Origin of the sequence: Herbinix luporum, assembly GCF_900070325.1 — a bacterium.
GTDB lineage: Bacteria > Bacillota > Clostridia > Lachnospirales > Lachnospiraceae > Mobilitalea > Mobilitalea luporum.
In genome coordinates, this window is sequence record NZ_LN879430.1 from 1,980,091 (window position 1) to 2,003,805 (window position 23,715).

Consider the following 23,715-nt stretch of genomic DNA (forward strand, 5'->3'; position numbering starts at 1 on the left):
TTGCACTTATTTAAGTATTAACTTAACAGCCACTGTATGGAGGGTTCCAAATTTGAACTCCAAAAATCCCAGGTATGAGCTCCCGGACTTTCTATGTATTTAACATCTACCTCTTCATCCTTTAAAAACTTATAAAACTCCCTATTATCTTCGATAAGAAAATCTTCTGTTCCGCAAGCCATATATATATCAGGTATTTTTTTGTTTTCTTCTTTTAATTTCTTTACTAGATATTCCGGATTGTTTACACTGTTCTCTAATTCATCAAGATTGCCAAATACTGATGTATAGTAATCATAATCTGCTATAGCGTCAGTAAAATCCTCTGTTATATTCATAATTTTACGAATAATAAGGGCAGAAGAAAGAGCCACAATCTTTCCGAAAGTCTCAGGATAAAAAAGTCCTGTATGGATAGCTCCAAATCCACCCATAGATAGACCACCAATAAAGGTATCTTCTTTATCCATGGCTATATTAAAGGTATTTCTAATATAATCAACTAATTCCTGTCCAACAAATTTACAATATGCTCTGCCGGTTCCCTTTGCATCTAAATAAAAACTATTATCACCGGATGGCATAATTACAGCCATATTATATTTTAAAGCTAATTCCTGGACCGGACTTCCCAGTAACCAATCTTTACTAGAGCCGGAATATCCGTGAAGTAAGAAGAGGGTCTTCATCTTTCTATTATAATTTTCATTGCCCTCTTTCATCATCGGGTGAACGTCATTAGGTAGTACCATATGAAAACAGGTACTTTTTTCTAATGATCTAGAATAGTAATCCACTTGAAATAGTGCCATATATATACCTCCTAATATAACTTTAAATATATTAATTTTAGCTTATAAGGTTGAACAAAGTGAATATATATTAGTAACTTACCTTTAATATAACCTTATTTAAGCTTATATACTGTTATTATTACTTGTCCTTCTTGATTACCAAAGTCTAAAGCAGCAACATATACCCCGTAATTTAACCAAGCATATTTACCCTTTATATCTGCTTTGAATTTGGGACTGGTTTTTATCTTACTGTTTATATCGAATCTTATATTCCCCTCGTTATGTACATCTATATATTCTCCGTCATCTGTCTTAATGAGATATCTTGCACATACATGGGAGATATCTGCTTCTAATGAAGTGTTCCAGTCTGCTCCCCCGGGAACTACTTCACCACATATCTTTCCTTCCACCCTTCCACCAATTATAGGAATAACTCTTAAAAAACCGGCTCCATTATTTCTCACTTCCATATCTTTACTACACTGCACATGTATAGTCATAATATGTTCCGCTTCCAAATTCATGCTATACCCTCCTATTTACTCATTATCTTAATAAGTAAAACATACCAAAATTTTCTGACTTTATAGTATAGTATAAACCATTTGGCCAATCATTCCAATAATAGAAAGTATATAATAAACTTATAATATTAGAGAAAACTTTTGCATAAAAAAATCGGTGGAAAATCCACCACCATAATAGACAAAATAAATTAGAAATAATAAGAATTAAAAATCAGAAGTTTAGAAATATTATATATTTCTAAACTTCTGATATCTTTTTTCTATAAGTTCATCCACAGAAAGTCCCATAAGTTCCTTTAAATCTAGATCAATAACCTCTCTAACCTTTCCTATTACATAATCATAATCATTGTGGGCGCCACCGTAAGGTTCCTCAATTATTCCGTCAATTATGCCAAACTGATATAAATCCTGTGCCGTAAGCTTCATGTCATTGGCAGCGGTTTCAGCCTTGGAAGCATCTTTATAAAGAATACTGGCAAATCCTTCGGGGGATAGGATTGAATAAATGGCATGCTCTAGCATATAGACCCTATCTGCCACCCCAAGAGCCAAGGCCCCACCGCTTCCCCCTTCGGAGATAACCACAGAAATAATCGGTGTCTTAAGCATCATCATTTCTGCCAGATTAGTTGCAATAGCCTCTCCCTGTCCTCGTTCTTCGGCACCGATACCACAAAAAGCACCGGGAGTATCAATAAAGCAAATTATGGGTCGCCCAAATTTTTCTGCCTGCTTCATTAAACGAAGAGCTTTTCTATATCCTTCCGGATGGGGCATAGAGAAATTTCTGGCTATATTCTCTTTGGTATTACGGCCTTTTTGTTGGGCTATAACCGTAACAGCTATATTATCAAAAAAAGCAATTCCCCCCACTATAGCCCTATCTTCACCATAAAACCTATCTCCATGAAGTTCAATAAAGTCTTCAAAAATCCTGTCTATATAATCTAGTCCGGTGGGCCGAATAGGCATCCTTGCCAGCTTAACTTTTTCCCATGGCGATATATTCATTATGCCCTCCTTAGAATAAGTTTGTATTAGAAGTATAATCTTTATAATGTAACTTCAGTAATGCACCCAGGGTTTCTTTCATCTTATCCCTGGTCACAATCCTGTCCACAAACCCATGCTCCAATAAAAATTCAGCCCTTTGAAAACCTTGGGGAAGCTTCTGACCTATAGTTTGTTCTATTACCCTAGGTCCGGCAAAACCAATTAAGGCCCCCGGTTCAGCCAATATAATATCCCCAAGCATGGCAAAGCTGGCCGTAACTCCCCCTGTGGTAGGATCCGTCAGAACAGTAATATATAAAAGCCCTGCCTTACTATGTTTTGCCACAGCACCGCTAACCTTAGCCATCTGCATTAGAGAAAAAATCCCTTCCTGCATTCTGGCACCGCCGGAGGCGGTAAAAACAATCACCGGTAATTTTTCCTCTTTGGCCCTTTCAAATAATCGGGCCAATTTCTCCCCGATTGCGGTACCCATACTGCCCATGAAAAAAGATGCATCCATAACACCGATATAAGTGGGCAGGCCGCATATGGCTCCTTTCCCACTAACCAAACCGTCCACAAGACCGGTTTGTGTCTGGGTTTTTACCAGTTTATCACCATAACCGGGAAAGTTAAGGGGATCCCTGCTTGTTAACTGCTGATCTAACTCAACAAAAGAATCCTCATCCAAAACCATTGCCAGTCGCTCATTGGCAGATATTCTGAAATAATATCCGCATTCACACATTTTATAATTCTTAAGCAAAAGCTTTGTATAAATTATTTTGCCGCAGCCGGGACATTTTGTCATAATCCCCTCAGGTACATTGGGCTTATCCTCTATAGGTAGTTTATGTTCTTGAGGTCTTGACCGATATATTTTAGAAATAGCATATTGCTTTGTTTTAAACGGATTTCTTTCATAATGCTTCTTTCCTTCAATTAGGCCGGTATGATAATCTCCAGATAGGATTTCATCTTTTTCAAAAAGCTCATATTGAAAATCAACATTTGTCTCTATACCATCTATAATAAGCTCAGAAAGAGCCCTCTTCATCCTTTCGATTGCTTCCTCCCTGGTTTTTCCATGGGCAATCACCTTAGCCAGCATAGAATCGTAACAAGGGGGTACCATATAGCCGGGATATAAGGCACTGTCCACCCTGATACCGGGTCCCCCGGGAAATAAAACATTTTCAACCAACCCCGGGCAGGGAATAAATCCCCGCTTTGGATCTTCCGCACATATTCTGCATTCAATAGCATGGCCGTGAAATTTAATATCCTTTTGGCGGTAAGCCAGCTTCTCTCCAGCTGCAATTTTTATTTGCTCTTTTATCATATCAATTCCGGTAATCATCTCCGTAACCGGATGTTCTACCTGAATCCTTGTATTCATCTCCATAAAGTAAAAATTATTATTACTATCCAGCAGAAACTCTATAGTTCCCGCATTTACATACCCCGTTGCTTTAGCTGCTTTTACGGCAGCATTTCCCATTTTACTGCGCAGTTCACTACTCATAATTGCACAGGGGGATTCCTCCATTATTTTCTGATTTCTTCTTTGGACAGAACAGTCCCTTTCACCTAGATGTATTACATTTCCATATTTGTCTGCTAAAATCTGAAACTCTACATGTTTTGGATTAATTATTAATTTTTCCATATATACCTTATCGTCACCAAAGGCTGCTTTGGCTTCGTTCTTAGCGGAAATAATAGCATTTTCCAAATCACCTGCAGAATATACTGCCCTCATTCCTTTTCCCCCGCCTCCGGCTGAAGCTTTAATCATAATGGGATAGCCTATTTTATCAGCCAGTTTAGCTGCTTCTTTAATATTATTAATCTCCCCTTCAGAGCCCGGCACCACCGGTACTCCGGCTTTTAACATGGTCTCTCTGGCTTTTGATTTACTTCCTAGCAAATCAATAGTATCAGCATCCGGCCCAATAAAGGTTATATTACAGTCTTCACACATTCTGGCAAAGGAGCTGTTTTCTGATAAAAAGCCAAAACCCGGATGTATAGCTGTGGCTCCCGTAAGAACTGTGGCACTTATAATATTTTGCATATTTAAATAGCTGTCTTTAGATTTATCGGGACCGATACATATAGCCTCATCGGCCATTAAGGCATGTAAAGCTTCTTTGTCCGCTTCGGAATATACGGCAACAGTTCCTATTCCTAGCTCTCTGCAGGCACGGATAATTCTGACTGCAATTTCTCCACGATTTGCAATTAATATTTTATGAAACATCCTGATTCTCCTTAACTGTGCTGAAGAATAACCCTTTGCTACTCTCCAATGGCAAATGTCAAGATTGCCTCTACTGCTACCTGATCCTCAACATAGGCAACTGCAGAACCTACACCAAAGTTTCCCTTATGTTTAATAATTTCAACGTCAAGGGTCAGAACATCTCCCGGTACTACTTGACGTCTGAATTTCACCTTATCCATACCTCCGAAATAAAGAATTTTTCCTTTATATTGCTCTAAGGAAAGCATAACTATTGCCCCGGTCTGGGCAAGGGCTTCCAAAATAATAACCCCCGGCATAACAGCTTTCCCCGGAAAATGTCCTACAAAGTATGGTTCATCCATAGTAACACATTTTCTACCCACACCACGGATTCCCGGTTCTAACTTATCTATACGGTCAACCAAAAGAAAAGGTGGACGGTGGGGTATTATTTTTTGTATTTCATCTACATTTAACATAATAATCCCTTTCATCAAGAATATCAATAACTTTTTACATATTTTACCTTATTTTATTTTAGGAGAAAGAGAGGCTGGCCATATTCCACCATCTCTTCGTTCTCAACCAAACACTCAACTATCTCTCCCTCTACTTCACTTTCAATTTCATTCATCAGCTTCATAGCTTCTATAATACAGACAATCTGTCCTTTTTTCACCTTATCACCAACCTTAACATAAGGAGGCTTATCCGGTGCCGGTTGGGCATAAAAAGTTCCCACCATAGGCGACAGAATTTTTTTACCGGCCACAACTTCATCCTTCTTTTCTTCCATAACCGGTACCGGTGCCTGTACAGTATTTTCCTGTTTATCCTTATTGCCGCTTTCTTCTACCACATTAGGGATATTCTTTTTTTCTTGATTTTCCTTTTCAAGTATTATTTTAAAGTCTTCCTTTTCTATCTTAATCCTACTTAGGCCGGTTCTGGTCATTTCCTGTATCAGACCGATTATTTCCTTATACTCCATAACTATACCTCCATATTTTTAAATATTAAGCTGGCATTGTGTCCCCCAAAACCTAAACTATTACTCATAACATATGACAGTTTAGCCTTCCTTCCTTTTAGGGGTACATAGTCTAAGTCACATTCCTCATCGGTCTTAAGTAAACCTATGGTTGCCGGTATAAAGGATTCTTCAATGGCTTTTATACAGGTTATGGCTTCCACTGCACCGGCAGCCCCCAGCAGATGGCCAATCATGGATTTGGTTGAGCTTACAGGTATATTATAGGCTTCATCACCAAAGGCTGCTTTCATGGCCAAGGTCTCTAATCTGTCATTTATGGGAGTACTGGTTCCGTGGGCATTTACATAAGAAATATCCTTAGCTTCTATACCTGCTTCCTTCATGGCATTTATCATGGATACTGCACCCCCGTGTCCGTCGGGAGAAGGGGCAGTAATATGGTAAGCATCACAGGTTGCTCCATAACCGACTATTTCAGCATAAATTTTAGCGCCCCTTCTTTTTGCATGCTCATATTCTTCTATAAGCAAAATACCTGCTCCTTCCCCCATTACAAAACCATCCCTATCTTTATCAAAAGGTATGGAGGCCCGTAGGGGATCCTTACTTAAGGATAAGGCCGTAAGGGTGCTAAAACCTGCAATTCCAAGGGGTGTTATAGAAGCCTCGGTACCTCCTGCCAGTATCACATCTGCATATCCATGCTTAATATTTCTAAAGGCCTCACCTATACAATGGGTACCGGTGGCACAGGCTGTAACAACATTAGTACATACACCTTGGGCCCCAAATTTTATTGCAATATTACCTGCTGCCATATTGGTGATTATCATTGGTATAAATAAGGGATTTACCCTTCTTGGTCCCTTAACAGAAAGGGCCCTTGCTTCCTTTTCAATACTTTCAATACCACCTATACCGGAGCCTACAATTACCCCAAAACGGCCTCTATCTAATTTATCTAAGTCAATACCGGAATCATTAATTGCCTGGGCTGCTGCCGCAACGGCAAACTGTGAAAATCGATCCATTCTTCTGCTTTCTTTAAAATCAATATAAGACTTAGCATCAAAATTCTTTACCTGTGCCGCCAGCTTAACCGCATATGATTCTGTATCAAAATTTGTGATATAATCAATCCCACATACTCCGGCCTTTACATTATCAAAAAAATCCTCTACATTATTACCTATTGGTGTAATTGCTCCCATGCCTGTTATGACAACTCTATGATTCATAGCTTTTTACCTCCATGCTGCCATGGGCAAGAATATTGCTCATGCCCTTCATTATTTTGTTACATTAACATTCCGCCGTCTACTTGCAGAACTTGGCCCGTTATATAGCTTGCGGCATCAGATGCCAGAAAACTTACAACCCCTGCCACCTCACTGGCCTCACCATAACGGCCAAGGGGAATGGCTGCTATACTGGCTTCCTTTACTTTCTCAGGTAGGGCTTGTGTCATATCTGTCTTTATAAACCCCGGTGCTACTGCATTTACAGTTATGCCCCTTTTTGCCAATTCCCTTGCGGCAGACTTAGTCATTCCTATGACTCCGGCTTTTGATGCAGCATAATTTGCTTGGCCTATATTACCTGCTATCCCTACAACAGAGGATATATTTATTATTTTGCCAAACCTTTGCTTTAGCATTACTTTGGCAGCGTGCTTCATGCAAAAAAATGTGCCTTTTAGATTTATATTCATAACTGCATCAAATTCTTCCTCAGACATTCTCATCAGAAGATTATCTTTATTTATACCGGCATTATTAACTAAGATGTCTATGGTTTTATATTTACTTACTGCTTCTTCTATTAATTTCTTGGCTTCTTCTTCCTTACTGATATCAGCCTTAATAGCTATTGCTTTGCCCCCAGAATCTAATATGGTTTGTAGCAGTTCCTCGACTTGTGTAATACTGCTTCTGTAATTAATTACCACTTTAGCTCCATGTTCAGCAAATTGTAGGGCTATTGCCCTTCCTATGCCCCTTCCGGCACCGGTTATAATAGCAGTTTTTCCTTTCAGCATATCAGACTCCATTTCTATAAATAATAATTCTATCCTACTGTTTCTAAAGCTATAGTTGCTTTTTTTAGGGAGGCCAGGTCTTCTACATTGTAGACATTTAAACTTCTGTCTATTTTTTTTACAAAACCTGATAAGGTCCTTCCCGGTCCCAGTTCAACAAAATGCTTTACTCCGTCACTGATCATCCTTCTTATGGTCTGCTCCCATAATACACTACTCATTACCTGCCTATAGAGTAAATCCTTAATCTCATCCACAGCTTGTATATAATCAGATGTAACATTGGATATTACCGGTATATTCAACTGACCAAGACTTATATCTTCCAGCTCTTTCTTAAGATTTTCGGCTGCAGGATTTAGCATGCTTGTATGAAAAGGTGCACTTAAGATAAGATCAAGGCATCTTTTAGCCCCCTTCTTTTTAGCAATATCTGCTGCCATATCTACTGCCTTAACCTCTCCCCCGATAACAATTTGTCCCGGACAATTAAAATTAGCCGGCTCTACAATACCGTAATCTAAAGCTTCATTACAAGCCTCTCTTACTTTTTCTTCCTCAAGCCCAATAATGGCACACATCTTACCCTTTCCTTCCGGTACAGCCTCCTGCATAAATCTTCCCCTTTTTTGTACCAAAGGAATTACCTGAGACTGAGTAAATACACCGCTTATTGTTAAGGCAGTATATTCCCCCAGGCTTAAGCCTGCCGTTACAAATGGCTTAATATTATACTTTGATATGGCCTTATAGGCTGCCAAAGACATAGTTACAATAGCAGGCTGTGTATACTCTGTCCTATTTAAATCTTCCTTATTTCCTTCAAAAATCATCTCTGAAAGTTTTATTCCAAGGCATTTATCGGTCTCATCAAAAACATTCCTACACTCAGGAAAATTATCATAGAGTTCTTTTCCCATGCCGATATATTGCGACCCCTGCCCCGAAAATATATAGGCAATCTTATTCATAAAATCCTCCCAGATTAGTCCTTACTTTTACCTAGCAGCTTATTTGCTTGGGTAATTAAATCCATAATTATATCCTTACAGCTTTCTTCTTTATTCACCATGGCCGCAATCTGACCGGCCATAATGCTGCCATAATCCATATCACCGTCAATAACTGCTCTTTTAAGAGCCCCTGCCCCCAGCTTTTCATACTCATCAAGGGGTGCCCTCTCTTCATCCAGCTTCATAAAGCTGCGGCTTAATTTATTCTTTAGTATCCTTACCGGATGCCCGCTGCGCCGTCCTGTTACAACAGTATCTATATCCTTAGCATTTAAAATCTTACTTTTATAGTTTTCATGTACCGTACATTCATAGGCGGTAAGAAATCTGGTTCCCAATTGAACTGCTTCGGCTCCCAACATAAAGGCCGCCGCAAGGCCCCTGCCGTCTCCTATACCACCTGCGGCTATAACCGGAACGTCAACCGCATCAACTATTTGAGGAACAAGCACCATGGTGGTAAGCTCTCCCACATGACCTCCGGCTTCCGTTCCTTCTGCTATTACCGCATCGGCTCCGCTTCTTACCATTCGCTTTGCTATGGCTACTGAAGGTACCACCGGTATCACCTTAATATCATGGGCTTTCCACATGTCCATATATTTTCCGGGAGTACCTGCCCCTGTTGTAACCACCTTAATTCCTTCTTCACATACCATCTTAGCCATATCATCGGCATGCTCACTAAGGAGCATTATATTTACACCGATTGGCTTAGATGTGGCCTTTTTGGCCTTTCTTATTTCTTCCCGTATTAAGTCTACCGGTGCCGTACCACCTGCAATAATCCCAAGCCCACCGGCCTCTGATACTGCCGCCGCTAAGGAAGCATTGGCAATCCATGCCATGGCCCCTTGAAATATGGGATATTCGATTTTTAACATCTCACAAATACGTGATTTCATTATTAAAACTCCTATATTCTTAATTTTCTTCCTGTCTTTTTTCAAGATAGGCTTCTATATCACCGATAGTATCTATATTTTCAGTATCCTCTGTGGGTATTTCAATATCAAATTCTTCCTCCAGACTCATGATAATCTGAAATAAATCTAGGGAGTCTGCATTTAAATCATCCTTTAGTGATGTTTCCGGCTTTAGCTCTGCCACATCCACACCTAACTGTTCTGCTACTACTTCTTTAACCTTATTTAAATCCATGATAAAAATCCTCCTTTTAGCTTGTATGATTTTTTATTTTAGTTATTAAAATATATATTAATTCCATTCTAATAGCATGGAACCTGCGGTCATTCCTCCACCGAAACCAACCAAGACCAGCTTGTGGCCGGAATTTATTTTCCCGCTTCTTACCAGTTCATCTAAAGCTATTCCTATACTGGCGGCAGAAGTGTTACCGTATCGGTTTAAATTCATAAAAAATCGTTCCATAGGTATACCGGTATGTTTTGAAGCCTGCTCAATAATTCTTTGGTTTGCCTGATGGGGAATAATGTAGTTGATATCCTCCTTAGTAAGCTCTGTCTTTTTTAATAGGGTTTTTATATTGCCCGTAATTGTGTGAACGGCAAATCTAAAGACTTCCTGTCCATGCATCCTTATCTTAGGTAGCACAGGCTCCTCTTCTAAATCTTCAATATAAGGATTTCTTAAAGGCATAGCCTGGCAGGTCAAAAGATCATACTTACTGCCATCGGCTTCTAAATTGGAGGCCATAAGTTTACCGCCTTTTTCTGATAAAGATATAACTACGGCTCCGGCCCCGTCTCCAAACAATACACAGGTTGAACGATCTTCCCAATCTAGAACCTTAGATAAGGTCTCGGTACCTATTACCAGTATGTTTCGATACATACCGCTTTTTATAAACTGCTCTCCTGTTACAATTCCATATATCATGCCGGTACATGCGGCAGTCAGATCAAAGGCTGCTGCATTTACCGCTTTTAACCTCTCCTGGACCATACAGGCACAAGATGGCATAAAAAAATCCGGTGTTATGGTTGCACATATTATTAAATCTATCTCTTCAGCTTTAAGATTGGCACTTTCAAGGGCTCTTAGTCCGGCTTCATAAGCCATATCTGCTGTGCTCATCCCCGTAGAAATTCTCCGTTCACTGATTCCTGTCCTAGTTTTAATCCACTCATCACTGGTTTCAACTATATTACTTAAATCATTATTGGTCATTATTTGATTCGGCACAAAACTTCCTGTGCCGATTATTGCTGCCTGGCTCATTTATGTGTCCTCCTATCAGACTAACTGCTTTTATTTTTTGATGACTTATAGATTTCCTTCAAATGACTATTTAATTTTTGGAGTGCACAAAGTAATACCTCTTCCTCTTCAGAAGTAAAATCGTTCATAATAGCTTTTACCATATCCAGATGGAACTTCTCATGAATACGGTAAGCTAATTTTCCCTTATTGGTCAGACTTACATTGACTATTCTCCTATCAATTTGACTTCTGCTTCGTTCCACATAACCTTTTTTTATTAACTTATCTATAGCCGTTGTTAATGTTCCCATGGTAATTTCAAGTGCTGCTGCTATTTCTGACATAGTCTTAGACCCATATAAGCCCACTGCCTCCAAGGTATGGATTTCAGTTATAGAAAGGTCTTTAAATACACCGCTTTTTATGGAGTACTCTTCAATCCTAATAATATCGTCATATATCTCCACCAGTATCTTATTGATTTCTATGAATTTTTCCTTCACATATTTCACTCCTAAGTAATAAGGTAAAAGTATCAATATTTACTTTGTATAGCAAATATTTTGATAATCAAAATATATATCATAATATATACTATGTCAAGAATTTTTTTTGATAACAAGACATAAGAAAGTAAAAAGGCTGTCCCAAAATAACATTTAAGTTCATTTTGAAACAGCCCCATGGCTTAATTTTATGATTTTTTTTATAATTCGTATAAAAGATCTCCATATGAGGGAAGCGGCCATAAATCCTTATCTACTATACACTCCAGCTTATCAATAGGTGAACGAAGAGCCTTCATGGCAGGTACAATTTCATAATAATAAAACCTTGCTCTTTCTGCCCCATTAAGGCTTCCTGCTGCCTCTTCTACCAGTTTTTTTAAGTTATTTAAGGCAAACCTTGCCTCTGATAAAAGCTTTGAGCTTTCCATAAGTAGTTCTTCTTGTACCGATATATCAGCCTCAGGCATTGCTGCCTTTACACTATTAATAGAATCGGCCAGCATCTTTGTATATTTAATCACAGCAGGTATATATTGAACGCTTGCCATCCGAATCATGGTCTTAGCTTCAATATTAATAGCTTTAGAATATGAATCGTATAAAATATCCCTTCGTGAAACCAGCTCAGATTCTGAAAATACCTTATGCTTTCCGAATAATTTAATAGCTTTATCGGTAACTAAGCTATCTATAGCCTCTACCATAGATTTTATATTGGGCAGTCCCCGTCTTTTAGCCTCCTCTACCCATTCTTTTGAATATCCGTTTCCGCTATATATTATTCGGTGATGCTCAGTTATGGTTCTTTTTATCAACTGATGAATGGCTAAATTTATGTCCTCGGCCTTTTCTAGTTCATCAGCCATATCACTTAGGACATCAGCCACTATAGTATTAATTATGGTATTGGCTGTTGCCACTGACATAGAAGCCCCAACCATTCTAAATTCAAATTTATTACCGGTAAAGGCAAAAGGAGAAGTGCGATTTCTGTCGGCAGCATCCTTATATAGTTCGGGAATTGTATGAACCCCTACATTTAGTCTGCCACCTTTCATACATGTTTTAGCTTCACCGTTCTTCATTATCTGGTTTAAGACATCCTCAAGCTGGGTACCTATATAGATAGATATAATGGCAGGAGGAGCCTCATCTTCTCCAAGCCTATGGTCATTGCCCGGATTTGCAGCTGATAATCTAAGAAGATCTGCATGAAGATCAACAGCTTTTATTACCGCAACTAAAAATAGTAAAAATTGAATGTTTTCATGGGGTGTTTTACCGGGATCAAGTAGATTTTTACCGGTATCGGTAATCATAGACCAGTTATTATGCTTTCCTGATCCATTTACCCCGGCAAAGGGTTTTTCATGGAGCAAACATGCTAAATTATGACGATTTGCTACTCTTTTCATGTACTCCATAACCAGTTGGTTATGGTCGGTAGCAATATTGGCCGTAGTAAAAATCGGTGCCAATTCATATTGTGCAGGAGCAGCCTCATTATGCTGTGTTTTAGCAGTTACACCCATCTTCCACAGTTCAATATTTATTTCCTTCATAAAGGAAGCTACCCGCTCTTTAATAGATCCAAAATAATGATCTTCCAGTTCCTGACCTTTAGGAGGCATGGCACCAAATAAAGTTCTTCCTGAATATATAAGATCATCCCGCTTTAAGTATTTAGCTTTATCAATCAGAAAATACTCCTGCTCAGCTCCCACCGAGGGGCTAACCTGTTTCACGTCATCATGGCCAAAAAGTTTTAGGATACGGACAGCCTGTATACTTAGAGCCTCCATGGATCTAAGCAGAGGTGTCTTCATATCCAGTGCCTCACCGTTATATGAGCAAAAGGCAGTAGGAATACATAGGGTTACACCTAAAGCATCCCTTCTTAAAAAGGCCGGAGAAGTACAGTCCCAAGCAGTATAACCTCTAGCTTCAAATGTGGCACGTAGCCCCCCTGAGGGAAATGAAGAGGCATCCGGTTCTCCCTTAATTAATTCTTTTCCCGAAAACTCCATTATAACTTTCCCGTCTCTGGTAGTAGAAAGAAAAGAATCATGCTTTTGTGCAGTAACTCCGGTCATGGGCTGAAACCAATGGCTATAATGGGTTGCTCCCCGCTCTATGGCCCATTCCTTCATTGCACTTGCCACAACCTCTGCTACATAGGGGTCTAAGTCTTCTCCATTTTCTATGGTCTTTTTAAGAGCATAATAGACTTTCCTTGGCAGTCTTTCTAACATTACCGTTTCGTTAAATACGTCAATGCCGAAAATATCAGTTAATCTTTCTGACATGTGTACTCCTCTCCCTACTTACTCCAGATACCATTCATCCTTACCGGTTTCTTCTCCGGGACCATCTGATTCTGGCATATATTTCTTAAATATCCTCTCCATCATAAGAGAGTTAATTAGTGTAGCCGTTGCCGGAGCAATAAAAATAAATGGGAAAACGAAAATGACAATGACTACCACTAAAGCATTAACTAAAATCATAAGTAAAGTATATGGTATATGTCTCATAGACATATAAGAAGCCGCCTTAAAAAGCTGCTTTACTGTCATATCAAATCTTGAAAGAATAGGGAATACATAGATGGAAAAGCTAACTGCCAAAAATGTAATTCCTATAAATACCCCCATCAAAAGAGAACCTTTACTACTGTCCGGCTCTGTAAGTCCCCATGCATACACAAGATCAAAGCCAAGGATTATAAAGACAAAAGTAAGCACAATACCTATAATGGCTCCCTTTTTAAAATTCAATCTAAATGACTTGAAAAACTCCCTGAAAATATATCCTCTTTCCCTGCGTATAACCTTTACAACCGCATAATATAAGGCTGTAGTTGCAGGTCCTATTGTAATTATAGGAATGCATAAGAATATATAGGCGATACTTATAAAAAGCATATCACATAATTTACTAAGCGCTTGGAAAAACGGATTATCCATATTAAATAAATTACCCATAGTTTGTCTCCCTTTTTTATATTGTATATTCACTATAGATTTTTGATTATTTTGTATATTTTATCATAAGTTAATTATATAGGAAAGATAAATTATTTTATAAAAATTAAATGGCACTATTATCTACATATCAGTTTAAATAATATACCCGGATGGGAAACCCAGCCGGGTATAAATCAAGGAGTTTTTAGAAACAATCATCCAGTAGCTGGAAATATGCCTGGGAATGCTTACATGCAGGACACTCAATAGGAGCAGCATCCCCTTCATGAACATAACCGCAATTTAAACATTTCCAGAATACCTTACCGTCTTTCTTAAATACAGTACCGTTTTCAATATTTTCTAAGAGTTTCAGGTATCTTTCCTCATGATGCTTTTCTACATCGGCAATTAAAAGGAAACGCTCTGCTATTTCATCAAATCCTTCTTCTTTGGCAATCTTGGCAAAAGCCGGATAATCTACTTCACTTTCCTCATGCTCTCCCGCTGCCGCAGCCTTTAAGTTAGCAACAGTATCACCATAAGCAAAAGGATATGTAGCATTAATTTCAACCGGTGCAGGATTTTCACCGTCAAGATATTGTAATGCCAATTTCATGAAGACTTTTGCATGCTCCTTCTCATTTTCAGCAGTCTCCAAGAAAATATTTTGAATCTGTTTATAACCCTCTTTACCTGCAACAGAAGCATAATATGTGTATCTCATTCTTGCCTGAGATTCCCCAGCAAAAGACTTCATTAAATTTTCTAAAGTTTTAGTACCTCTTAAATTCTTCATAATTTACCTCCTATGTGTGAATTGATTTATATAAATTAAAAAATACTCAATCTAAGGAATGAATAAATAGGCCACTTCTAAGTTTAGGTTCAAACCAAGTGGATTTTGGGGGCATAAGTTTTCCGGCGTCAGATACGGCAAAAAGCTCTTCTATGGATGTAGGATACATAGAAAATGCCACCTTCATATCCGTGGATACTCTCCTTTCAAGTTCGATAAGTCCCCGAATTCCCCCTATAAAGTCAATTCTATTATCAGTTCTGGGATCTGCTATGCCTAAAATAGGGCCTAATAAATAATCCTGAAGAATAGATACATCTAAGGCTTTTACAGGATCCTTACTGCCTGTAATATCTTCCTTTGCCTTTAGCCTGTACCACATTCCCTCCAAAAACATACCAAATTCCCCTTTTTTATCGGGGGCATATGGATTCCTTCCTAACTTTTCTACAATAAAAGCAGACTCTAGTTTATTAATAAACTCTTCGCTGCTATATCCGTTTAAATCCTTAACGGTTCTGTTATAGGGCAAGATTTTTAGTTGATCATGGGGAAATAATACAGTCAAAAAGCTATTAAATTCCTCATCCCCTGTATATCCCGGATTATCTTCTCTTCTTTTTAAGCCAACTTTAACAGCAGAAGCCGCCCTATGATGGCCATCTGCAATATATAAGTCCTGTAAATTACTAAAGCTATTTTGTATTATCTCAATCTGTTCTTTGTCTGAAATTCTCCATACATGATGTCCAATTCCATCTGCCGATGTGAAGTAATAAAGAGCTTCTTCTTTCTTAACTTTATCAATTACATCATTTATTCTTGCCTGTGAGCGGTAAGCTAAAAATATAGGCCCTGTCTGGGCATTACAAATATCTACATGTTTTATCCTGTCAAGCTCTTTTTCTTCCCTAGTATTTTCATGTTTTTTAATTACATTATTAATATAATCATCTATGGATGAACAAGCTACTAAGCCTGTCTGGGCCCGGCCATCCATCACTTGCTCATATACATAGTAACACTCTTCATTATCAGAAATAAAACTGCCGTCATTAATCATTTCATCCAGCAGTTCTTTTGCCTTATCGTATACCTTAGGATCATAGGTATCCACATCATCACTAAAATTAGTCTCTGCCCTGTCAATCCTTAAAAAGGATAGGGGTTCCCTGCCAATTTCCTCCTTAGCTTCTTTTCTGCTATAAACATCATAAGGAAGAGCAGCTATCCTATGTGCAAGTTCTTTTGCTGGCCTTATACACCGAAAGGGTTTTACTCTTGCCATATTAATCTATTCTCCTTAAACTTACTTTTGATATTAGCTTGACTTATATTGAATATAATAAGTCAACAAAACATTAATTGCAAGTAATCCAATTTTTTTTAAGCATTTTTTTATAATTTTAAAGGGTTACCGACAGTATCAGTAACCCCTATTAAATCATTTAAACTATTTAACCACTCTAACTTTTAGCACACCTTCAATGTCTTTTAGCTTTTTAACTACTTCACCATTTACTGATGTATCTACATCAATTACAGTATAAGCATAGTTTCCTCTACTTTTATTGACCAGGTTTGCTATATTGACATCCAAAACAGAAATGGCCGCTGTAAACTGAGTCAGCATTTTTGGAATATTTCTGTGCAGAATAGTTATCCGTCCCTCAGAAACACATTCTCCTGCATCACAGTTAGGAAAATTCACAGAATTTTTGATGTTTCCGTTCTCTATATAATCCATAAGCTGCTTTACAGCCATCATGGCACAATTATCTTCTGATTCTTCTGTAGAAGCTCCCAGATGAGGGATAGCAATAACCCCTTCCATATTTGCAGTCTTATCATTAGGAAAATCCGTTACATATTTAGCCACTTTACCGGATTTTAAGGCTTCTTCCATATCATTGTCATTTACTAAAAGTCCCCTGGAGAAATTCAGTATAACAACCCCATCTTTCATCTTTCCTATGGATTCTTTATTAATCATTTCCTTAGTATTGCTGTTAGGGTCATCATCCTCAATTAAAGGGGTATGTACAGTAATGTAATCACAATCTCTATATATATCTTCTCTGTTCTTTACATGAATAACACTTCTTGATAAGCTCCAAGCCCTGTCTACGGAAATAAAAGGATCGTAGCCATATACGGTCATTCCTAAATGGGTTGCGGCATTTGCCACCAATACCCCTATGGCTCCAAGACCTATTACTCCCAGCTTCTTTCCCTTTAACTCCTTACCGACAAATTGCTTCTTGCCTTTTTCAACTAGTTTAGCCACATCCGGTTGGTCCTTTATGGACTGAACCCAGTTAACTCCCCCTATTATATCACGGGAGGCCAATATAAGACCTGCAATTACTAATTCTTTAACACCGTTAGCATTAGCCCCCGGTGTGTTAAATACCACTATACCCTTTTCTGCACATTTTTCGATTGGTATATTATTATAACCTGCTCCGGCTCTTGCTATGGCCTTTAGGTTATCTGAAAATTCCATATCATGCATACTTGCACTTCTTACCAGAATAACATCAGCTTCATCTACATTATCTGTATTTTCATAACTGTCTGAAAAAATATTCAAGCCTATCGGTGCAATGGGGTTAAGACAGCTATACTTCATATTCCTTTCTCTCCTTCCACACATAGCTTTATTTTATATATATAGTCTATCTTAAGACAAATTTTCCTCTTCAAACTTCTTCATAAAATCCACTAAGGCTTCAACACCTTCTATTGGCATGGCGTTATATATGCTGGCTCTCATACCACCTACAGTTCTATGGCCTTTTAGGTTCTCTAAGCCTGCAGCCTTTGCCTCCTTAACAAACTTGGCATCTAAATTAGCATCACCTGTTACAAAGGGTACATTCATTAAGGAACGGTCTTCTTTTACTACAGTTCCCTTAAATAATTTACTTTGGTCTAGGTAATCGTATAGGATTTTTGCCTTTTTCTCATTTCTTGCTTTCATAGCTTCAAGGCCACCCATATTTTTAATCCATTTGAATACCTTTCCGCAGATATAGATACCGTATGCCGGAGGAGTATTATATAAGGATTTATTATCTGCATGAATTTTATATTTTAGCATGGTGGGAGTAGCAGGTAATGTATCTTCGCTTATTAAATCTTCTCTTATTATTACAATAACTACACCGGCAGGTCCGACATTCTTTTGAACTCCTGCGAATATAAGACCGTATTTTGTTACATCAATCGGTTCTGATAAGATACAGGAGGATAAGTCAGCAACAAGGGGTTTACCCTTGGTATTCGGAAGTGTTTTATATTTAGTTCCGTAGATGGTATTATTCTCGCAAATATAAACATAGTCTGCCTCTTCTGATATAGGCAAATCAGAACAATCGGGTATGTAGGAAAATGTTTTGTCTGCAGAAGAAGCAATGGCATTGGCCTTTCCATATATTAAGGCTTCCTGATAGGCTTTCTTAGCCCATTGCCCTGTTATAATATAATCTGCCACCTTATTCTTCATAAGATTCATCGGAACTGCCGCAAACTGCTGACTGGCTCCACCCTGCAGAAACAAAACCTTATAATTATCAGGAATATTCATAAGTTCCCTTAAATCTTTCTCAGCTTCATTAATTATACCCTCGAATGCCTTGGATCTATGACTCATCTCCATAACAGACATTCCATAACCATTGTAATCAAGCATTTCCTCTGCTGCTTCCTTTAATACCTCTTCAGGAAGTACAGCGGGACCTGCTGAAAAATTATAAATTCTTCCCATGATCATATCCTCCCTTAGACCTTTTAATTACTGTTCTAATGTAATCTTTTATAACTTTAGTCAGTTAAAGTATAGCTTTAATTATAGAACTATGTTATTTTTTTGTCAATATCTGAATCTAAATTATTTGTCAGTTAAATCCTCTTCTGAGAATACCTCATCAATGGGAGCTCCCGGAGCTACCATAGGCCATACTTTCTCGTCACAGTCAATTATACAGTCAATTAAAACCGGTTCATTTAATGATAAGGCTTCCTTTAATACTCCTTCTACTTCCTCAGGCTTGCTTATTCTATATGCCTTTGCCCCCATTGCCTCAGCCAGTTTAACAAAATCCACCTTATCATTAAGATTGGTGTGAGAATATCTCTTTCCATAGAATAAGGTCTGCCATTGACGAACCATTCCAAGGACACGGTTATTAAATATTATTTCAATTATCGGAATATTATATCGGGTTGCCGTGGCAATTTCGTTCATATTCATTCTAAAGCAACCGTCACCGGCAATATTAATAACTTTTTGATCAGGCCTGCCTATTTTTGCACCTATACAAGCCCCCAGTCCATAACCCATGGTTCCTAATCCACCGGATGTAATAAAGGTTCTGGGTGAAGTGTATTTATAAAACTGGGCTGCCCACATCTGATGCTGGCCTACCTCCGTGGAAATTATTGCCTTCCCCTCTGTAAGTTCATATAGCTTCTCTAAGATATAAGGTCCGGTCAAGATATCTTTCCTGTATTTTAAGGGGAATTTCTCCTTCAGGTCACCGATTTGAGCCAGCCATTCTTTATGGTCCTGCTGCTCAAGCATCCCATTTAGTCTTTTTAAAACCTCTTTAACGTCACCTACAATCCACTGATGGGCAGAAACATTCTTATTAATTTCTGCCGGATCTATATCAATGTGAAGAATTTTTGCCTTTCTGGCAAATTTCTTAGCATTCCCTGTAACTCTGTCAGAAAATCTGACACCGATGGCTATAAGCAAATCACATTGGGTAATTCCAAGATTAGAGGCTTTGGTTCCATGCATACCTACCATACCTGTATATCTAGAATCAGTACCGTCAAAGGCACCTTTACCCATCAAGGTATCTGCTACAGGGGCATCTACTTTTTCTACAAATTCCTTCAATTCTTCATAGGCATTGGATATTACGGCACCGCCTCCTACAAAAACAAAGGGCTTTTTCGACTTTTTAATCATTTTAACTGCCGCCTCTAAATCATCGGCTGAAATCTGATTCCTACTGGGCTCTATAGGGGGAATTTCTACTCTTTCAAATTTTGTCTTTGTGCTAGGAGCAGTTACGTCCTTTGTAATATCAACCAAGACAGGGCCGGGCCTTCCGCTTTGTGCTATACGAAATGCCCTTCTTAAGGTGTCTGCCAGTTTTGTAATATCCTTAACTATAAAGTTATGCTTTGTAATAGGCATGGTTATACCGGCTATATCTGTCTCCTGAAAGGAGTCTCTTCCCAGATAATCTACGGCTACATTGGCTGTAATGGCAACCATGGGAACACTGTCCATATAAGCGGTAGCTATACCGGTTACTAAATTGGTGGAACCGGGACCAGAAGTTGCCATGCAGACTCCTACCTTACCGGTGGCTCTGGCATATCCGTCCGCCGCATGGGCAGCCCCTTGTTCATGAGAAGTGAGAATATGCCTAATCTCGTCACTGTGCTTATAAAGCTCATCGTAAATATTTAATATGGCACCGCCGGGATAGCCAAATACAGTATCAACTCCCTGCTCTTTTAAACATTCTATAACAATTTGAGATCCATTTAACTCCATATCAAACACCTCCATCAATCAGTCTTAGGTACTTCTAGGATAGCACCGCGGTTACCGGAGGTAACCATAGCCGTATAACGGGCCAGATATCCTGTAGTAATCTTTGGTTTACGGGGTTGCCAATTTGCTCTTCTTCTTTCTAGTTCTTCATCTGATACAAGGAAATTAAGGGCATTATTTTCTATATCTATGCTTATAATATCTCCTTCTTCAACCAGGGCAATATTGCCGCCCACTGCAGCTTCAGGAGATACGTGGCCTATACAAGCTCCCCTAGAAGCTCCTGAGAAACGTCCGTCGGTTATAAGTGCCACACTAGAACCTAGACCCATACCCATAATTGCGCTGGTGGGATTTAGCATTTCTCTCATTCCCGGTCCCCCTTTGGGTCCTTCATAACGGATAACCACTACATCCCCGGGATTTATCTTTCCTCCTAATATAGCTTCAACAGCATCCTCTTCACAGTCAAATACCCTGGCAGGTCCTTCATGTTTTAACATCTCCGGTGCTACCGCAGAACGCTTAACCACTCCGCTATCAGGGGCCAGATTACCTTTAAGTACTGCGATGCCTCCGGTTTGGCTGTAAGGGTTATCAATAGGTCTGATTACCTCAGGATCATAATTTATACAGTTATTAATATTCTCACCTACGGTTTTTCCTGTTACGGTAATTAAATCTGTATGTATAAGTCCCTTCTTATTTAATTCATTCATTACTGCATATACGCCGCCGGCTTCATTTAAATCCTCCATATAAGTAGGACCGGCAGGGGCAAGATGACATAGATTAGGAGTCTTAGCACTTATTTCATTGGCTATATCAAGATTTAAATCAATTCCTACTTCGTGGGCAATAGCAGGCAGATGAAGCATGGTATTGGTAGAACAGCCAAGGGCCATATCTACGGTAAGTGCATTTAAGAAGGCCTCCTTAGTCATAATATCCCTTGGACGAATATCTTTTTCAAGCAGCTCCATAATCTTCATGCCGGCCTGTTTTGCCAGACGGATTCTTTCTGAATATACTGCCGGTATGGTTCCGTTACCCTTAAGTCCCATGCCGATTGCCTCAGTCAGGCAGTTCATGGAGTTTGCGGTATACATTCCCGAACAGGATCCGCAAGAAGCACATACCTTGTTCTCGTATTCCTCTACTTCCTCCGCTGTCATTTTACCGGCACTATAAGCTCCTACAGCCTCGAACATACTGGATAAACTGGTTTTTTTACCTTTTACCCTTCCTGCCAGCATAGGGCCTCCGCTGACAAAGATTGTAGGAATATTAAGCCTTGCCGCAGCCATTAATAAGCCAGGTACGTTTTTATCACAATTTGGTACCATAACCAAGGCATCAAATTGATGGGCCATAGCCATAGCTTCAGTAGAATCCGCAATCAAATCCCTGGTCACCAATGAATATTTCATCCCCTGGTGTCCCATAGCAATTCCGTCACAAACCGCTATGGCAGGAAATACTACCGGCGTACCCCCGGCCATGGCGACACCTATTTTTACAGCGTCTACTATTTTATCAAGATTAATATGTCCCGGAACAATCTCATTATGTGAACTTACTATACCTATTAGTGGTTTGTTTAATTCTTCTTTGGTAAAACCCAAGGCATTAAATAATGATCTATGGGGTGCTTGTTTGATACCTTTTTTTACTGCATCACTTCTCATAATAATACCACCTTCAATTATTTTGTATTTATTCATTTAGATAGAAACTCTTTTTCTATACGTCGCTTTAAAGTAGTACAGTATATATTAAAGGATTTCTTAATAAAAATCAATGATTAAATAATAATTGTTATGAGAATTTTTACAAATTATCTGATTATTATACATTCTGAGATTTCATATTGCTTATGGATAAATTTAGTGATACTATTTTATTGATAGTAGAAATAAATAACATATTTTTATGCTATAGGAGGCATAATCATGACAATCTCATTAAATGATTTCCTACAGCAGCTGTCTAACCCTGCATTATTTATTACAGTTGTATTAATACTAGGGGTTATTTTGGTTAACGGATGGACAGATGCACCCAATGCAATTGCTACCTGTGTATCCACTAGAGCTATCTCCCCTAGAAATGCAATTATAATGGCATCTGTATTTAACTTCTTAGGTGTCCTTATAATGACTATGGTAAACAAGGCAGTTGCAGAGACCATATCTAAAATGGTCAACTTTGGCGAAAGCAAAAATGCTTTGGTTGCACTTTGTGCAGCTTTATTTGCCATAGTAGTATGGGCTACCGCTGCTTGGGCATTTGGTATTCCTACCAGTGAATCCCATGCACTTATTGCAGGAGTTACCGGTGCAGCAATTGCCCTGCAGGGTGGAAAAGGAATTAACGGCAATGAATGGATCAATGTTATATATGGTCTGTTTATGTCCACTCTTTTGGGATTTGGATTAGGTTTTGGAGTAACTAAACTAATCGGCTTTATTTTTAAAAATGTGGACCGACGAAAAACCACCAAATTCTTTAAAAACGCTCAGGTTGCCGGTGGAGCTGCCATGGCCTTTATGCATGGGGCCCAAGACGGACAAAAATTTATGGGTATCTTCATGCTGGGAATTGTCCTTTCCGGGGGAAAAGGCAGTGTTGCCCAATTAGAAATTCCCATCTGGCTTATGGTTTTGTGTTCGGCTGTTATGGCACTGGGAACCTCTATCGGAGGCTATCGAATTATTAAAACCGTAGGTATGGGTATGGTAAAACTAGACACATATCAAGGTTTTTCTGCCGACGCTGCCGCAGCAATCAGCCTTCTTGCAGCATCTTTAACAGGAATTCCTGTTAGTACTACTCATACTAAGACTACCGCAATTATGGGTGTAGGGGCTTCTAAAAGAATTTCCTCTGTCAATTGGAGTATTGTAAGAGAAATGGTTGCCGCTTGGATACTAACCTTTCCCGGTTGCGGTTTACTAGGATTTCTTATGGCACATCTATTTATGAGATTATTTTAAAAGTACATAAAAGGGCTATACTTACTAATAAATCAAATAATATCATCTGACTATAACAAGTTAA

At 38.7% G+C, this 23,715-nt stretch carries 22 protein-coding genes and 1 pseudogene; 1 reads left to right on the forward strand and 22 read right to left on the reverse strand.

The window, feature by feature from the left end; translation table 11 throughout:
* Positions 1-17: 17 nt before the first annotated feature.
* From SD1D_RS09170 to ilvD, 22 genes and pseudogenes are all read right to left on the reverse strand, one after another.
* Positions 18-812, reverse strand: a complete 795-nt coding sequence (locus SD1D_RS09170) for an alpha/beta hydrolase (RefSeq protein WP_058258634.1) — start codon at positions 810-812, stop codon at positions 18-20.
* A 95-nt stretch (positions 813-907) separates the two neighbouring features.
* Complete coding sequence (locus tag SD1D_RS09175; protein WP_058258635.1) at positions 908-1,324, reverse strand: DUF3237 domain-containing protein; 417 nt, start codon at positions 1,322-1,324, stop codon at positions 908-910.
* A gap of 231 nt (positions 1,325-1,555) precedes the next feature.
* Positions 1,556-2,341, reverse strand: coding sequence for an acetyl-CoA carboxylase carboxyltransferase subunit alpha (locus tag SD1D_RS09180; RefSeq protein ID WP_058258636.1), 786 nt, complete (start codon positions 2,339-2,341; stop codon positions 1,556-1,558).
* Positions 2,342-2,351: 10 nt separating this feature from the next.
* A complete protein-coding gene (accD, locus tag SD1D_RS12770) occupies positions 2,352-3,137 on the reverse strand; it encodes an acetyl-CoA carboxylase, carboxyltransferase subunit beta (protein WP_173803209.1) in 786 nt (261 codons plus the stop codon).
* A 126-nt stretch (positions 3,138-3,263) separates the two neighbouring features.
* Positions 3,264-4,589 (reverse strand): annotated as a pseudogene (locus SD1D_RS12775) (acetyl-CoA carboxylase biotin carboxylase subunit); the annotation flags it as partial.
* 38 nt (positions 4,590-4,627) lie between these two features.
* Complete coding sequence (gene fabZ / locus SD1D_RS09190; protein ID WP_275940514.1) at positions 4,628-5,053, reverse strand: 3-hydroxyacyl-ACP dehydratase FabZ; 426 nt, start codon at positions 5,051-5,053, stop codon at positions 4,628-4,630.
* A 53-nt stretch (positions 5,054-5,106) separates the two neighbouring features.
* A complete protein-coding gene (gene accB / locus SD1D_RS09195; protein ID WP_058258637.1) occupies positions 5,107-5,565 on the reverse strand; it encodes an acetyl-CoA carboxylase biotin carboxyl carrier protein in 459 nt (152 codons plus the stop codon).
* Between the two features lie 2 nt (positions 5,566-5,567).
* On the reverse strand, positions 5,568-6,806 hold the full coding sequence (gene fabF / locus SD1D_RS09200) for a beta-ketoacyl-ACP synthase II (RefSeq protein ID WP_058258638.1): 1,239 nt from the start codon (positions 6,804-6,806) through the stop codon (positions 5,568-5,570).
* A 59-nt stretch (positions 6,807-6,865) separates the two neighbouring features.
* Positions 6,866-7,606 (reverse strand): 3-oxoacyl-[acyl-carrier-protein] reductase, encoded by a 741-nt coding sequence (fabG, locus tag SD1D_RS09205; RefSeq protein WP_173803199.1) that lies wholly within the window; start codon positions 7,604-7,606, stop codon positions 6,866-6,868.
* Positions 7,607-7,635: 29 nt separating this feature from the next.
* Positions 7,636-8,577, reverse strand: a complete 942-nt coding sequence (gene fabD, locus SD1D_RS09210; RefSeq protein ID WP_058258640.1) for an ACP S-malonyltransferase — start codon at positions 8,575-8,577, stop codon at positions 7,636-7,638.
* A gap of 14 nt (positions 8,578-8,591) precedes the next feature.
* Positions 8,592-9,524: an enoyl-[acyl-carrier-protein] reductase FabK gene (gene fabK / locus SD1D_RS09215; protein WP_275940512.1), complete on the reverse strand. Its 933-nt coding sequence runs from the start codon at positions 9,522-9,524 to the stop codon at positions 8,592-8,594.
* 19 nt (positions 9,525-9,543) lie between these two features.
* Positions 9,544-9,780, reverse strand: a complete 237-nt coding sequence (acpP, locus tag SD1D_RS09220) for an acyl carrier protein (protein WP_058258641.1) — start codon at positions 9,778-9,780, stop codon at positions 9,544-9,546.
* Between the two features lie 57 nt (positions 9,781-9,837).
* Positions 9,838-10,821: a beta-ketoacyl-ACP synthase III gene (locus SD1D_RS09225; RefSeq protein WP_058258642.1), complete on the reverse strand. Its 984-nt coding sequence runs from the start codon at positions 10,819-10,821 to the stop codon at positions 9,838-9,840.
* A 20-nt stretch (positions 10,822-10,841) separates the two neighbouring features.
* Positions 10,842-11,306, reverse strand: coding sequence for a MarR family winged helix-turn-helix transcriptional regulator (locus tag SD1D_RS09230; RefSeq protein ID WP_058258643.1), 465 nt, complete (start codon positions 11,304-11,306; stop codon positions 10,842-10,844).
* A 203-nt stretch (positions 11,307-11,509) separates the two neighbouring features.
* The gene (locus SD1D_RS09235) at positions 11,510-13,618 is read right to left on the reverse strand and encodes a glutamine synthetase III family protein (protein ID WP_058258644.1); all 2,109 of its coding nucleotides are present in this window, start codon (positions 13,616-13,618) and stop codon (positions 11,510-11,512) included.
* A gap of 18 nt (positions 13,619-13,636) precedes the next feature.
* Positions 13,637-14,296 (reverse strand): YesL family protein, encoded by a 660-nt coding sequence (locus tag SD1D_RS09240; RefSeq protein ID WP_058258645.1) that lies wholly within the window; start codon positions 14,294-14,296, stop codon positions 13,637-13,639.
* Positions 14,297-14,483: 187 nt separating this feature from the next.
* Positions 14,484-15,077, reverse strand: coding sequence for a rubrerythrin (gene rbr / locus SD1D_RS09245; RefSeq protein ID WP_058258646.1), 594 nt, complete (start codon positions 15,075-15,077; stop codon positions 14,484-14,486).
* A 46-nt stretch (positions 15,078-15,123) separates the two neighbouring features.
* Positions 15,124-16,365 (reverse strand): DUF1015 domain-containing protein, encoded by a 1,242-nt coding sequence (locus SD1D_RS09250; RefSeq protein ID WP_058258647.1) that lies wholly within the window; start codon positions 16,363-16,365, stop codon positions 15,124-15,126.
* A gap of 165 nt (positions 16,366-16,530) precedes the next feature.
* A complete protein-coding gene (locus SD1D_RS09255; protein ID WP_058258648.1) occupies positions 16,531-17,709 on the reverse strand; it encodes a phosphoglycerate dehydrogenase in 1,179 nt (392 codons plus the stop codon).
* Between the two features lie 51 nt (positions 17,710-17,760).
* Entirely contained in the window at positions 17,761-18,846 is a 1,086-nt protein-coding gene (gene serC, locus SD1D_RS09260; protein ID WP_058258649.1) for a 3-phosphoserine/phosphohydroxythreonine transaminase, read from the reverse strand.
* 123 nt (positions 18,847-18,969) lie between these two features.
* A complete protein-coding gene (gene ilvB, locus SD1D_RS09265) occupies positions 18,970-20,655 on the reverse strand; it encodes a biosynthetic-type acetolactate synthase large subunit (protein WP_087758885.1) in 1,686 nt (561 codons plus the stop codon).
* Between the two features lie 14 nt (positions 20,656-20,669).
* On the reverse strand, positions 20,670-22,343 hold the full coding sequence (gene ilvD, locus SD1D_RS09270) for a dihydroxy-acid dehydratase (protein ID WP_058258651.1): 1,674 nt from the start codon (positions 22,341-22,343) through the stop codon (positions 20,670-20,672).
* 264 nt (positions 22,344-22,607) lie between these two features.
* Here ilvD and SD1D_RS09275 point away from each other — a divergent pair, with 264 nt between their 5' ends.
* Entirely contained in the window at positions 22,608-23,651 is a 1,044-nt protein-coding gene (locus tag SD1D_RS09275; RefSeq protein ID WP_058258652.1) for an inorganic phosphate transporter, read from the forward strand.
* The last annotated feature ends 64 nt before the right edge of the window (positions 23,652-23,715 follow it).

Bases quoted from the DNA above. Each gene is read 5' to 3' on its own strand.
- SD1D_RS09170 (WP_058258634.1), bottom strand. From the start codon at position 812: ATGGCACTATTTCAAGTGGATTACTATTCTAGATCATTAGAAAAAAGT.
- SD1D_RS09175 (WP_058258635.1), bottom strand. From the start codon at position 1,324: ATGAATTTGGAAGCGGAACATATTATGACTATACATGTGCAGTGTAGT.
- SD1D_RS09180 (WP_058258636.1), bottom strand. From the start codon at position 2,341: ATGAATATATCGCCATGGGAAAAAGTTAAGCTGGCAAGGATGCCTATT.
- accD (WP_173803209.1), bottom strand. From the start codon at position 3,137: ATGACAAAATGTCCCGGCTGCGGCAAAATAATTTATACAAAGCTTTTG.
- fabZ (WP_275940514.1), bottom strand. From the start codon at position 5,053: ATGTTAAATGTAGATGAAATACAAAAAATAATACCCCACCGTCCACCT.
- accB (WP_058258637.1), bottom strand. From the start codon at position 5,565: ATGGAGTATAAGGAAATAATCGGTCTGATACAGGAAATGACCAGAACC.
- fabF (WP_058258638.1), bottom strand. From the start codon at position 6,806: ATGAATCATAGAGTTGTCATAACAGGCATGGGAGCAATTACACCAATA.
- fabG (WP_173803199.1), bottom strand. From the start codon at position 7,606: ATGCTGAAAGGAAAAACTGCTATTATAACCGGTGCCGGAAGGGGCATA.
- fabD (WP_058258640.1), bottom strand. From the start codon at position 8,577: ATGAATAAGATTGCCTATATATTTTCGGGGCAGGGGTCGCAATATATC.
- fabK (WP_275940512.1), bottom strand. From the start codon at position 9,524: ATGAAATCACGTATTTGTGAGATGTTAAAAATCGAATATCCCATATTT.
- acpP (WP_058258641.1), bottom strand. From the start codon at position 9,780: ATGGATTTAAATAAGGTTAAAGAAGTAGTAGCAGAACAGTTAGGTGTG.
- SD1D_RS09225 (WP_058258642.1), bottom strand. From the start codon at position 10,821: ATGAGCCAGGCAGCAATAATCGGCACAGGAAGTTTTGTGCCGAATCAA.
- SD1D_RS09235 (WP_058258644.1), bottom strand. From the start codon at position 13,618: ATGTCAGAAAGATTAACTGATATTTTCGGCATTGACGTATTTAACGAA.
- SD1D_RS09240 (WP_058258645.1), bottom strand. From the start codon at position 14,296: ATGGGTAATTTATTTAATATGGATAATCCGTTTTTCCAAGCGCTTAGT.
- rbr (WP_058258646.1), bottom strand. From the start codon at position 15,077: ATGAAGAATTTAAGAGGTACTAAAACTTTAGAAAATTTAATGAAGTCT.
- SD1D_RS09250 (WP_058258647.1), bottom strand. From the start codon at position 16,365: ATGGCAAGAGTAAAACCCTTTCGGTGTATAAGGCCAGCAAAAGAACTT.
- SD1D_RS09255 (WP_058258648.1), bottom strand. From the start codon at position 17,709: ATGAAGTATAGCTGTCTTAACCCCATTGCACCGATAGGCTTGAATATT.
- serC (WP_058258649.1), bottom strand. From the start codon at position 18,846: ATGGGAAGAATTTATAATTTTTCAGCAGGTCCCGCTGTACTTCCTGAA.
- ilvB (WP_087758885.1), bottom strand. From the start codon at position 20,655: ATGGAGTTAAATGGATCTCAAATTGTTATAGAATGTTTAAAAGAGCAG.
- ilvD (WP_058258651.1), bottom strand. From the start codon at position 22,343: ATGAGAAGTGATGCAGTAAAAAAAGGTATCAAACAAGCACCCCATAGA.
- SD1D_RS09275 (WP_058258652.1), top strand. From the start codon at position 22,608: ATGACAATCTCATTAAATGATTTCCTACAGCAGCTGTCTAACCCTGCA.